Genomic DNA, 11,827 nt, shown 5'->3' with positions numbered 1-11,827 from the left:
CGTGAGGTGAGCGGCATCCGGGGCCGTCGGGCTGAGGTCGTGCGGATCGCTGAGGTTGTGCCGCGCGACGCGGCCGGAAGGACGGCAGCGGTCGCGGCGGAGCCCGCGTAAACTCGTCACATCATGGCGACTTTCGGCACCCTCTCCGACCGGCTCACAGAGACCTTCCGCAACCTCCGGAAGAAGGGCCAGCTCACTCCCGCCGACGTCGACGGGACGGTGCGCGAGATCCGCCGGGCCCTCCTCGACGCCGACGTCGCGCTGCCCGTCGTCAAGGAGTTCACCGCCGCCATCCGGGAGCGCGCCCTCGGTGACGAGGTCAACCGCGCGCTGAACCCGGCGCAGCAGGTCGTGCAGATCGTCAACGACGAGCTCATCGGCATCCTGGGCGGACAGCAGCGACGCCTGCAGTTCGCCAAGAACCCGCCCACGGTCATCATGCTCGCGGGCCTCCAGGGCTCCGGAAAGACGACCTTCGCGGGAAAGCTTGCGAAGATGCTCGAGAAAGACGGGCACACCCCGCTGCTGGTCGCCTGCGACCTGCAGCGCCCCAACGCCGTCAACCAGCTGCAGGTCGTCGCCGAGCGCGCGGGAGCGGCGATCTACGCCCCCGATCCCGGCAACGGCGTCGGCGACCCGGTCAAGGTCGCGCGCGACGGCGTGGCCCACGCCACTCGCCAGCAGCACGACATCGTCATCATCGACACCGCCGGCCGCCTCGGCGTCGACGCCGAGCTGATGAAGCAGGCCTCCGACATCCGCAAGGCGACGCAGCCCGACGAGGTGCTGTTCGTCATCGACGCGATGATCGGTCAAGACGCGGTGAACACGGCCAAGGCCTTCCAGGACGGTGTCGATTTCACCGGCGTCGTGCTGTCCAAGCTCGACGGTGACGCCCGCGGTGGCGCGGCCCTCTCGGTCGCCTCGGTCACCGGCCGCCCGATCATCTTCGCCTCGACCGGTGAGGGTCTCGACGACATCGAGCCGTTCTACCCCGACCGCATGGCATCCCGCATCCTCGACCTCGGTGACATCCTCACCCTGATCGAGCAGGCGCAGTCGGCGTTCGACGAGGCCGAGGCGATGGCGGTCGCCGAGAAACTGGCGACCGAGACGTTCACGCTCGAAGACTTCCTGCAGCAGATGCAGCAGATGAAGAAGATGGGCTCCATGAAGAAGATGCTCGGGATGCTCCCGGGCATGGGCAACATGAAGCAGCAGCTCGAAGACTTCGACGAGCGCGAGATCGATCGTACGGAGGCGATCATCCGCTCCATGACCCTCGTGGAGCGGCGCAACCCCAAGATCCTCAACGGCTCGCGGCGCCTGCGCATCGCGCGCGGTTCGGGCATGACCGTCACCGACGTCAACCAGCTCGTGCAGCGCTTCGATCAGGCCTCGAAGATGATGAAGACCGTCGCCCGCGGCGGTGTGCCCAACATCCCCGGCATGGGTCCGGTCGGCGGCAAGCCCGGCGCGTCGTCCAAGCGCGGCAAGCAGCAGAAGGCGAAGGGCTCGCGCTCCGGCAATCCCGCCAAGCGCGCCGCCGAGAACGCCGGTATCGCTGCGGCAGCACCCGCGACGGGTTCCGGCTTCGGCCTGGGCGGTCAGGCGGTTCCGAGCGAGGCCGATCTCGCCGAACTGCAGAAGATGCTCGGCAAGGGCTGACCGGACTCCGCGGCATCCGATCTCAGGGCAGCACCGCGGCGCCCTGCAGGGCGGACGACACCGCCGCTTCGATCGCCCGCTGCCCGCCGGCGGTCGGGTGCACGTCGTCGCTCTGCAACCACTCGGGGTGTCCGACGAGCGGCTGACCGATGTCGATGTACGTGCCGCCGACCGCCTCGACGGCGTCGCGTAGTGCGTCGGAGGTGACCGCGGTGTCGTCGGGGACCTCGGGATCGTCGTTCCAGATGGTGCTGAGGGCGACGATGAGGGCATCGGGCGCGGCCTCGTGCACGCGCTCGACGGTGTCGGCGGTCTCGAAGCGGATCTCGTCGGGGTCCTGCCAGAAATCGTTGCTGGACGACTGCACGATCACCAGGTCGGGCCGCAGGGCGGCCACCGCGGGCACGAGCCCGGCGTACGGCGTTCCGCAATCGCCCTCCACCACGAAGCCCATACCGGGGCACGCGAGGTTGACGAGCGAGAGGTGGGTGCGCTCGGCGAGCAGCCGCGGCCACGCTTCCCGCGCTGAGAGCCCGAAGCCCGACATGACCGAGTCGCCGAGAGTGACCACTCGCTCAGAGGGAGTCGCGCTCGTCGACGGTGCGGGGGAGGGGGAGGCCGGTGCGGCAGAAGGGGATGCCGCGAGTTGCGCCGGCGAGAACTGCGGGGTCGCGCTGGCGGCGGTGACGGGCTCGGCCGCGCACCCCGCGAGCAGGGCCACGACCGCGGCTGCGACGGCGGTCAGCGTGACAGCCGGAGCGCTGCGTCCCGAGATCATGCCGCGATCCTACGAGCGGTCGCCTATGAGCCAGCGTCGAAGGACGACTCAGACACGCAGGGCGGCCAGGTGCTCGCGCAGCGTCGGGCCGCCGCGGAACTCGCGGATCAGGTGCTGCACGACCTCCCGCAGGTCGCCGTCGGCGGCTTCGGCCACCGCGATCTGACGCGCGGAGCTCCCGCCGGTGGCGAGGATGGTCTCGAGGCTCGCGAACTCCCTCGCGCACTTCAGCTCCAGCGCGATGTCGGCGAGTTCCTCCATCGTCTCGCGCAGGTGCTCCACGACCGGGCGCTGCGTTCCCGCGCGGTCCACGATCACCCGGGCATCGAGGCCGTAACGGGCGGCGCGCCACTTGTTCTCGCGGGCGTACCAGGGCGGGATGCCGGGCAGCTCGCGCCCCTCGTCGAGGAGACGGGAGAAATGCTCGACGAGTGTCTGTGCGAGAGCGGCGACGGCCGCGAGCTCCGGCAGGGTCGACATGCCGTCGCACGCGCGGATCTCCACCGTGCCCCACTTCGGCGCCGGACGGATGTCCCAGCGCACCTCGCTGGCATCCGCCATCACCCCTGTGCGCACCATGTCGTCGAGGTAGTCCTCGAACTCGCCCCAGGTGGCGAGCTGCCAGGGCAGACCCGCGGTGGGCAGCTGCTGGAACACGAGCGCACGGTTCGACGCGTAGCCGGTGCGTTCGCCGGCCCAGAAGGGGCTCGAGGCCGACAGCGCCTGCAGGTGGGGGAGGTACACGTTCAGGGCGTTGACGATCGGCATGACCTTCTCGACGTCGTCGACGCCGATGTGCACGTGGATGCCCCAGATCATCATGTTCCGGCCCCACCACTGGGTGCGCTCGATGAGCGTGTGGTAGCGCGTCTTGTCGGTGACCTGCTGGTCGAACCACTGCGCGAACGGGTGGCTGCCGGCGCACAGGATCTCGACTCCGCGCGGTTCGGTCTGCTCGCGCAGGGCGCCGATGGCATCCGCGATGTCGTCGACCGCCTCGGCGACCGTGTGCCCGACGCCGCTGGTGACCTCGACCGTGTTCGTCAGCAGTTCACCGGTGACGGTGAAGCGTTCGAGCGCGGTCTTGTCCTCGAGATGCTCGAGGATCTCGGGAGCACGGGGGACGAGATCGCCCGTCTCGCGATCGGCGAGCATGAGCTCCCACTCCAGACCCACGGACGAACGCGTCGATGCAGCGAACGGCAGCCTCATGCGGCCCAGTCTGACACGGTGCCCTCGCAGGGAGACGCTCCGCTACTCTGCGCGACGTACCGTGTCGTTTCGCTTCACCTGTCACGGCAAGGCGAAAGGATCTGGCAGAATAGAGGGTCGGACCCACCACTCGACCCTCTATCCAGTGGCGGTCCCCCCTTTTGAGCTTCCGCCGGGTGTGCACCCCACGCTCCAGGCGTTCGGTTCGTTCATTTTCATCATCAGGAGTCATCGTGGCTGTCAAGATCCGTCTCAAGCGCCTCGGAAAGATCCGCGCGCCCTACTACCGCATCGTCGTCGCCGACTCGCGCACCAAGCGCGATGGTCGTGTCATCGAGGAGATCGGCAAGTACCACCCGACCGAGGAGCCCTCGTTCATCGAGGTCGACTCGGAGCGGGCGCAGTACTGGCTGTCGGTGGGCGCGCAGCCCACCGAGCAGGTCGCCGCCATCCTCAAGCTCACGGGCGACTGGGGCAAGTTCAAGGGCGACGCGAACGCCGTCTCCACCGTCAAGGTGCGCGAGCCCAAGCCCGCGTTCGAGGTCGACGCCTCGAAGAAGTCGGTCGTGAAGCCCAAGGCCGAGAAGAAGGCCGACCAGGCCCCCGCCGAGGCGCCCGCTGAGGACGCCGCCGAGACCTCGGCCGAGTAATCCTCGTGCTGTCTGCCGCGCTCGAACACGTCGTCAAGGGGATCGTCGATCACCCGGATGCCGTGACCATCCGTTCCAGCACTTCTCCTCGCGGAGACGTGCTGGAGGTTCGCGTGCACCCCGATGACCGGGGTCGCGTGATCGGGCGCGGCGGACGCACCGCCAAGGCGCTGCGCACGCTCATCACCGCTCTGGCCGACGGTCGTCGCGTGCGCGTCGACGTCGCCGACGACTGATGGCGACCGGCGACGTGGCGGGCGCGCAGCCCGCCAACACCCAGCTCCGCGTCGGACGACTCGTCAAGGCCCACGGCCTCAAGGGCGCGTTCAAGCTCGAGTTGTACACCGACGACCCCGACGGACGCTTCGTCGCGGGCAGTTCCTTCACCCTGCAGGTTCCCGAGTCCTCGCCGTGGCATGGCCGCGAGCTGACGGTCCGCGAGTTCCGCTGGATGAACTCCCACCCGGTCGTCTTCTTCGAAGGCGTCGACGACCGCACGTCGGCCGAGGCCCTGGTGAAGGCGATCCTGTGGATCGACCAAGACACCGAGGCCGCCCCGACCGAGGAAGACGCCTGGTACGACCACCAGCTGGTCGGTCTCGACGTCGTCCGCGACGGTGCCGTCATCGGCCGGGTCGCGCGGGTCGATCACTTCCCCGCGCAAGACCTCCTGATCGTCCGCCCCTCCGGTGAAGACCGCGAGGTGCTCGTGCCCTTCGTGAGCGCCATCGTGCCCGAGGTCGACATCGCCGGGGGCCGAGTCGTGGTGACCCCGCCCGCGGGACTTTTCGAAGATCTGCCGGCCGAGGCCGACGACGAGCCCGAGCCGGCCGACGTCGATTCGGCTGAGTCCGAATCGGCCGCGTCCGAGGCGGACTCCGACACCCGCGAGGACTGACGTGCGCATCGACGTCGTGTCGATCTTCCCCACGATCTTCGACGCCCTCGAGGTGTCGCTCCTGGGCAAGGCTCGGCAGAGCGGTCTGCTCGATGTGCATGTGCACGACCTCCGCGCGTTCACCCACGACCGCCACCGCACCGTCGACGACACGCCCTATGGCGGCGGTGCCGGCATGGTGATGAAGCCCGAACCCTGGGGTGAGGCACTCGACGCCGTGACGCGCGACGCGGTCGCGCGCCCGGTCATCGTCTTCCCTTCGCCCGCCGGTGAGCGCTTCACGCAGGCGACCGCCCGCGAGCTCTCGGTCGCGCCGCACCTCGTCTTCGGCTGCGGGCGGTACGAGGGCATCGACGAGCGTGTGTTCGACTACGCCGCCGAGCTCGGCGACGTGCGTCTGCTCAGCCTGGGCGACTACGTGCTCAACGGGGGAGAGGTCGCCGTCATGGCGATGGTCGAGGCGATCGGCCGCCTCATCCCCGGCGTCGTCGGAAACCCCGAGAGCCTCGTCGAAGAATCGCACGAGGACGGCCTTCTCGAGTACCCCTCGTTCACGAAGCCCGCCCTCTGGCGCGAGCGCGAGGTGCCGCCCGTGCTTTTGAGCGGAAACCACGGTGCGGTGGCTGCGTGGCGACGCGAGCAGCAGCTCGTGCGCACGCGCGAGCGTCGGCCCGACCTGCTGCCCGACTGACGCGCCCGCGACCACCGGGGCCGCGGCATCCGGTTTCGGCACGTTCGAGCGTGCGTCGATCTCGCAGAGCGGCGGATTCCTCGCAGTTCCCCGTGTGGAATCTGCGAGAAGAGGTCGATTCTGCGAGCATTCGACCCCCCGGGCGAGCCGGACGTGACGGATGCCGCGACCTCGAGGCCGCGGCATCCGGTTACTGAGGTCAGTCGACGCCGAGGAACGAGCGGTCGGTCAGCACGATCGGCCCCTCGGGCGTGATCGCGACCGTGTGCTCGGAGTGCGAGCCACGAGATCCGTCGGCGCTGCGCAGCGTCCAGCCGTCGGGGTCGGTGATCAGTTCGTCGGTCGTGTGCAGGAACCACGGCTCGAGAGCGACGACCAGGCCCGCCCGAAGCGGGTAGCCGCGTCCCGCCTTGCCGTCGTTGGCGACGTGCGGGTCGCCGTGCATGGTGCGCCCGACGCCGTGTCCGCCGAAGTCGGTGTTGATCGAGAGGCCCTCGGCGTGGGCGACGGCGGCGATGGCGGCGGAGATGTCGCCGATCTTGTGTCCGACGGTCGCGGCGTCGATGGCAGCGGCGAGAGCGCGCTGGGTGGTGTCGATGAGCGCGAGGTCTTCGTCGCGGGCGGTGCCGACCACGAACGAGACGGCGGAGTCGGCGACCCAGCCGTCGACCGAAGCCGCGAAGTCGAGCGAGACGAGGTCGCCGTCGCGCAGCGCGTAGTCGTGGGGGAGGCCGTGCAGGACCGCGTCGTTGATCGAGGTGCACAGCACCTTGCCGAACGGGCTCGCGCCGAACGACGGGTGGTAGTCGATGTAGCAGGACTCGGCGCCGGCCTTGCGGATCATGTCGTGTGCGCGGCGGTCGAGGTGCAGCAGGTTGGTGCCCACCTTGGTCTCGTCGCGGAGCGTCGCCAGCACCTCCGCGACGAAGCGCCCCGCGGGTCGCATCGCATCGATCTCAGCCGGCGTACGCAGTTCGATCATGGGTGAATCCTCTCGTGGAACCTCCATTGTCCCCGATGGATGCCGGATGCCGTGGTGCCGTCGCACCATGGCATTCTCAAAGGCGCCGCACATCGACGCGCTCTAGCATCGCCTCATGGTGCTGCGCCGACTGTTCCTCCACTGGTTGTTCCCGGCCGCCTTCGTCCTGCCGCTCTGGCTCTTCGTCGGGTGGATCGTGTTCTCGGGCGGCAGTGGGTGGGCGCTGCTGTGGTTGTTCGTGGCCGTGCCGGCGGTGTTCGTCTCCCAACTGCTGCTGTCGCTGGTGATCCGCGCTCGCGCGAGCGTCCGCGAGACGCGAGCGGTGTCGTGGCGCGACCTCGCCGGACTCGGCGTCTGGCACCTCGTCATCATCGCGCTCGGCCTGTTCGACTCGCGGGTGTTCTTCCCGCTGCTCGTGCTGTCGATCGTCGGCGCCCTGCTGCTGTTCTGGTCGTCGCTCGCGCAGCTGTGGAACGAAGCGCGCGGCGTGGTGACGGTGCTGCACACGACCGACGGGACGGCGTACATCCCGCCGACGTCGGAACGCACGCAGACGCCCGTGGCCGGCGAGGTCATCGTCGTCCCCGAGAACCGCCGCGCCGACTGACCCGCGAGAGGGGTCGACCGTTTTGGCGGGGCGGCTCAAGCGTGGCAGAATGGTCGATTGTGCCCTGACCGGCTCTGCCTCAGGGGAGTCACGTCGCATCCGCGGCCTCGGGCACGTCCCATCCTTTTCCCTTTTATCGTGCGATCGACCTGTGGCGGTCGCAGGAAGTGACGATCATGCAGATCCTCGACTCCGTCGACGCGGCCTCGCTCCGCTCCGACATCCCCACCTTCGGCCCCGGTGACACCGTCAAGGTGCACGTCAACATCATCGAAGGCAGCCGCTCGCGTATTCAGGTCTTCCAGGGCGTCGTCATCGGCCGCTCGGGCGACGGCGTGCGCGAGACCTTCTGCGTCCGCAAGGTCAGCTTCCAGGTCGGCGTCGAGCGCACCTTCCCGGTCCACAGCCCCGTGATCGACCACATCGAGGTCGTCACCCGCGGTGACGTGCGTCGCGCGAAGCTCTACTACCTCCGCAGCCTCCGCGGCAAGAAGGCCAAGATCAAGGAGAAGCGCGACCGCTGAGTCGGCTCTCTCGAACGCCCCGTGGGATTCACCCACGGGGCGTTCGGCGTTTTCGCGGGCGACACGGTCATCGCGCGGCATCCGGGTGTGCGACCCTGGTCTGTGCGGTTCGGTCGGCGTGCGACGAACCCGGTGAAGGAACACATGAGCGACCAGACCGCCTCGACCCCGGATGCCACGGAAACCGCCGCTCCCGAGCGGCGTCGCCGCGGGTGGGGGGCCTTCTTCCGCGACCTGATCGTCATCATCGCCATCGCGCTGCTGGTGTCGTTCCTCGTCAAGACATTCGTGGTGCGGTCGTTCTACATCCCGTCGGCGTCGATGGAGAACACGCTGCTGGTGAAGGACCGCATCCTCGTCGACGAGTTGACCCCGCGGTTCGGGGAGTACTCCCGCGGAGACATCGTCGTGTTCCGCGATCCCGGCGGATGGCTTCCCTCCCAGCCCACCGAGGAGCGGTCTCCGGTCGTCGAGGGAGCGGACTGGGTGCTCTCGCTGTTCGGCCTCTCGGCCCCCGACAGCGACGACCATCTGATCAAACGCGTGATCGGCACCGAGGGCGACCACGTGGTGTGCTGCAACGCCCTCGGCCAGACGACCGTCAACGGCGTCCCCATCGACGAGAGCTACGTGCGCCTCGCCCCGGGTGCGACGTCGCCCGAGCCGGTGCCCTACGACGTCACGGTGCCCGAGGGATCGCTCTGGGTGCTCGGCGACAACCGCAACAGTTCGCGCGACTCGCGCTTCAACCAGGACCAGCCGAACAAGGGCTTCGTGCCCGTCGACAACGTCGTGGGCCGGGCGTTCCTCATCACCTGGCCGTTCACGCGGTTCGGCCTGATCGACTTCCATCACGATGTGTTCGCGGGCGTTCCCGCACCGCCCGAGCAGTGATCGAACCGACCCTCACCTTCGAGCGTCGCGTGCTCAAGCAGCACGCGATCGTCATCGCGTGCGACGAGGTCGGTCGCGGAGCCCTCGCCGGGCCCGTGGCGGTCGGGGCGGCCGTCATCGACCCCGCCCGTTCGCGCAAACGCGTGCCGGTGGGCCTTCGCGATTCGAAGCTCGTGCCCGAGGCGCGCCGACCCGAGGTGGCGGCGCGGGCTGCCGCTTTCGTGCAGCACAGTGCGGTGGGGTGGGCGAGCTCGGTCGAGATCGACGAGATCGGCATCATCCGGGCCCTCGGCCTCGCCGCTGTCCGGGCCATCGCCGACCTGCGTGCGCACGGGGTGGTGCCCGAAGAGGCGCTGGTCATCCTCGACGGCAACCACGACTACATCACCCCGGCGGGGGAGTCCGGCCTGACCGTGAAGCCGGTCATCAAGGCCGATCGCGACTGCGCGAGTGCGGCCGCGGCATCCGTCATCGCCAAAGTCGCCCGCGACGCGTTGATGACGGGGTTGCACGACGACCTGCCCGCCTACGGCTGGGCGCGCAACAAGGGCTACGCCAGCCTCGACCACCGCGACGCGATCACGACGCACGGCATGAGCGTGCACCACCGGCACTCGTGGGCGATCGCGGCGGCGCCGACGCTGTTCTGACCGGGTGAGCGAGAGGTCCGTCGACCGCGTCTGCTGTGGGAGTCACGGGTCTTTCGACCACCGTGCGTCCTCCTGCACTGGCTTCTGCCGGTCGGGCACTGAGCGGACGCGCCCGGGCGTGCATCGTCGTGCCGCTCGGACCACGGTGCGCGCCTAGGATGGAAAGACCATGGATGACGACGTCTTCGAGGACTACGACCGCGAACTCGAGCTGGCCCTGTACCGCGAGTACCGCGATGTCGTGCGCCAGTTCACCTACGTGATCGAGACCGAGCGTCGGTTCTATCTCGCGAACGACGTCAACGTCGTGCGCCGCGACACCGAGCACGATTTCTACTTCGAGATCTCGATGACCGACGTGTGGGTCTGGGACATCTACCGCGCCGACCGTTTCGTGAAGTCGGTGCGTGTGCTCACGTTCAAAGACGTGAACGTCGAAGAGCTCTCGCGGCACGACTTCCAGCTGCCCGACGAGCTGTCGCTCGACTGAGGCTCCTCCCCGGGTCCGCTTCTCGCTCAGCTCTCCACCGATGAGCTGAATCGGCCCGCGCACCGGGGGATCCGGATGCCACGCTCTCGGGCATGGCAGCGAAAGACGACCTCGGCCGAGCCGGGGAAGACCGCGCCGTCTCCTACCTGACAGGCGACGGCTACCGCATCATCGCGCGAAATTGGCGGTGCACCCAGGGCGAGATCGACATCGTCGCAGAGCGCGACGACACTCTCGTCGTGGTGGAGGTGAAGACCAGGCGCAGCGAAGACTTCGGGCATCCGTTCGAGGCGATCGACAAACGCAAGGCGACGCGCCTCTGGCGACTGGCGATGGCGTGGCTCGCGGCGCATCCGGATCTCGCGCGGGGGCGGCGGCTCCGCGTCGATGCGATCGGGCTGACCGGCGGCGATCCGGCCACGGCCCGCCTCGAGCACCTCGAGGACGCCCTGTGACCGTCGCGCGAACGTGGGCGGTGGCCCTCTCGGGGCTCCGCGGCGACCTCGTCGAGGTGGAGGCCGATGTCTCGTCGCAGACGCCCGAGTTCTCCATCATCGGCTTGCCCGACAAGGCGCTCGGCGAAGCGGGGCGGCGCGTGCGCAACGCCTGCACCAATCGAGGTCTCGATCTACCCAAGCGGCGGATCACGGTGAACCTCTCACCGGCCAGCCTTCCGAAACGCGGATCCGGCTTCGACGTGGCCATCGCCGTGGCCGCTCTGGCGACGTCTGTAGAGCTGGATGCCGCACGCGTCGCGACGACCGTCCACATCGGCGAGCTGGGTCTCGACGGACGGCTGCGTCCGGTTCCCGGCGTCCTCCCCTCGGTCATGGCGGCGCAGCGAGCCGGGCACGGCCGTATCGTCGTCCCGACCGCCAACGCCGCCGAAGCCCGGCTCGTCGAGGGCATGGAGGTGTTCGCGGCCTCCTGCCTGGCCGAGGTCGTGCGGTGGCACGGCGGTAGCAGCGATGCGGCCGATCTCGTCGCCGTGGAGGCGCCGACGGGTGCTGCCTCCGAGGAGAACCTGCTCGACCTCGCCGACGTCGTCGGACAGCCCGAGGCTGTCGACGCCCTGATCGTCGCGGCCGCGGGTGGCCACCACATCCTCATGAGCGGGCCGCCGGGCGCGGGCAAGACGATGCTCGCGCGTCGGCTCCCCGGCATCCTCCCGCCCCTCGATGACGAGGCGGCGCTGTCGGTCGCCTCGGTCCGTTCACTCGCGGGCGACACCGTGACGCGGCTCTCCCGCACCCCTCCCTTCGAGAGCCCGCACCACGGGGCGACGGCAGCAGCGCTCATCGGCGGCGGATCCGGTGTCGTCCGCCCGGGCGCGATAGCCCGCGCCAGCGACGGCGTGCTGTTCCTCGACGAGGGCGGCGAGTTCCCCGCCTCCGTGCTCGATGCTCTGCGGCAGCCGCTCGAGAGCGGCACGATCCAGGTGCACCGCTCGGGTGTCGCGGCGACGTACCCCGCGCGGTTCCAACTGGTGATCGCGACCAATCCGTGTCCCTGCGGCCAGTACGGCGTTCCCGGGGGAGCGTGCGAGTGTCCGCCGCAGGCGATCCGCCGGTACGCGCGTCGTCTGTCGGGTCCGCTCCTCGATCGCGTCGACATCGACCTGCGACTACAACGTGTGACGTCGGCCCGCCAAGACGGCGATGCGCGCATCGTCAGCTCCGCCGACGCGCGGGGCCGGGTCGCCGAGGCGAGGGCGCGCGCCGCGCACCGGTGGTCGTCGACGGCCTGGCGCCGCAACGCCGATGTACCCGGCACGTGGCTGAGG

The 11,827-nt window shown here is 69.3% G+C and carries 15 protein-coding genes; 12 read left to right on the top strand and 3 right to left on the bottom strand.

Annotated features, from left to right (window positions below):
* The first annotated feature begins 123 nt into the window (after nucleotides 1-123).
* On the top strand, nucleotides 124-1,668 hold the full coding sequence (gene ffh / locus RWP81_RS08665; RefSeq protein ID WP_314454899.1) for a signal recognition particle protein: 1,545 nt from the start codon (nucleotides 124-126) through the stop codon (nucleotides 1,666-1,668).
* A 22-nt stretch (nucleotides 1,669-1,690) separates the two neighbouring features.
* Here ffh and RWP81_RS08660 read toward each other — a convergent pair whose 3' ends face one another.
* Nucleotides 1,691-2,446: an SGNH/GDSL hydrolase family protein gene (locus tag RWP81_RS08660; RefSeq protein ID WP_314454896.1), complete on the bottom strand. Its 756-nt coding sequence runs from the start codon at nucleotides 2,444-2,446 to the stop codon at nucleotides 1,691-1,693.
* Nucleotides 2,447-2,494: 48 nt separating this feature from the next.
* Entirely contained in the window at nucleotides 2,495-3,658 is a 1,164-nt protein-coding gene (locus RWP81_RS08655; RefSeq protein ID WP_314454893.1) for a glutamate--cysteine ligase, read from the bottom strand.
* A gap of 233 nt (nucleotides 3,659-3,891) precedes the next feature.
* Between RWP81_RS08655 and rpsP the strand changes: the two genes are divergently transcribed.
* Genes rpsP through trmD form a run of 4 tightly spaced genes read left to right on the top strand, consistent with a single transcriptional unit; the run spans nucleotide 3,892 to nucleotide 5,897 of the window.
* A complete protein-coding gene (rpsP, locus tag RWP81_RS08650; protein ID WP_314454890.1) occupies nucleotides 3,892-4,308 on the top strand; it encodes a 30S ribosomal protein S16 in 417 nt (138 codons plus the stop codon).
* A gap of 5 nt (nucleotides 4,309-4,313) precedes the next feature.
* The gene (locus RWP81_RS08645) at nucleotides 4,314-4,544 is read left to right on the top strand and encodes an RNA-binding protein (protein WP_058231430.1); all 231 of its coding nucleotides are present in this window, start codon (nucleotides 4,314-4,316) and stop codon (nucleotides 4,542-4,544) included.
* Nucleotides 4,544-5,206, top strand: coding sequence for a ribosome maturation factor RimM (rimM, locus tag RWP81_RS08640; RefSeq protein ID WP_314454885.1), 663 nt, complete (start codon nucleotides 4,544-4,546; stop codon nucleotides 5,204-5,206). The genes RWP81_RS08645 and rimM overlap by 1 nt, the downstream gene beginning before the upstream one ends.
* Nucleotide 5,207: 1 nt before the next feature.
* Nucleotides 5,208-5,897 carry a tRNA (guanosine(37)-N1)-methyltransferase TrmD gene (gene trmD, locus RWP81_RS08635; protein ID WP_055954122.1) on the top strand — a complete coding sequence of 230 codons (690 nt, stop codon included), beginning with the start codon at nucleotides 5,208-5,210 and terminating at the stop codon, nucleotides 5,895-5,897.
* Between the two features lie 199 nt (nucleotides 5,898-6,096).
* Here trmD and map read toward each other — a convergent pair whose 3' ends face one another.
* Nucleotides 6,097-6,879: a type I methionyl aminopeptidase gene (map, locus tag RWP81_RS08630; protein WP_314454880.1), complete on the bottom strand. Its 783-nt coding sequence runs from the start codon at nucleotides 6,877-6,879 to the stop codon at nucleotides 6,097-6,099.
* Between the two features lie 115 nt (nucleotides 6,880-6,994).
* Here map and RWP81_RS08625 point away from each other — a divergent pair, with 115 nt between their 5' ends.
* From RWP81_RS08625 to RWP81_RS08595, 7 genes are all read left to right on the top strand, one after another.
* Entirely contained in the window at nucleotides 6,995-7,486 is a 492-nt protein-coding gene (locus RWP81_RS08625; protein WP_314454878.1) for an MFS transporter permease, read from the top strand.
* A 176-nt stretch (nucleotides 7,487-7,662) separates the two neighbouring features.
* Entirely contained in the window at nucleotides 7,663-8,010 is a 348-nt protein-coding gene (rplS, locus tag RWP81_RS08620) for a 50S ribosomal protein L19 (RefSeq protein ID WP_314454875.1), read from the top strand.
* Between the two features lie 144 nt (nucleotides 8,011-8,154).
* On the top strand, nucleotides 8,155-8,904 hold the full coding sequence (lepB, locus tag RWP81_RS08615; RefSeq protein WP_314454872.1) for a signal peptidase I: 750 nt from the start codon (nucleotides 8,155-8,157) through the stop codon (nucleotides 8,902-8,904).
* Nucleotides 8,901-9,554 (top strand): ribonuclease HII, encoded by a 654-nt coding sequence (locus RWP81_RS08610; protein WP_183419905.1) that lies wholly within the window; start codon nucleotides 8,901-8,903, stop codon nucleotides 9,552-9,554. Before lepB ends, RWP81_RS08610 begins: the two co-directional genes overlap by 4 nt.
* A 169-nt stretch (nucleotides 9,555-9,723) precedes the next feature.
* Nucleotides 9,724-10,044, top strand: a complete 321-nt coding sequence (locus tag RWP81_RS08605; protein WP_055954133.1) for a DUF2469 family protein — start codon at nucleotides 9,724-9,726, stop codon at nucleotides 10,042-10,044.
* A gap of 92 nt (nucleotides 10,045-10,136) precedes the next feature.
* Entirely contained in the window at nucleotides 10,137-10,499 is a 363-nt protein-coding gene (locus RWP81_RS08600; protein ID WP_314454865.1) for a YraN family protein, read from the top strand.
* Nucleotides 10,496-11,827, top strand: a 1,332-nt coding sequence (locus tag RWP81_RS08595) for a YifB family Mg chelatase-like AAA ATPase (RefSeq protein WP_314454862.1), incomplete at its 3' end; no start/stop codon positions are given. The genes RWP81_RS08600 and RWP81_RS08595, both read left to right, overlap by 4 nt.

The sequence above is a fragment of the uncultured Microbacterium sp. genome (genome assembly GCF_963521695.1).
In the GTDB taxonomy this organism is placed as follows: domain Bacteria; phylum Actinomycetota; class Actinomycetes; order Actinomycetales; family Microbacteriaceae; genus Microbacterium.
The sequence above is the reverse complement of the archived record's forward strand: the minus strand, read 5'-3'. Positions and strand labels throughout refer to the sequence as shown.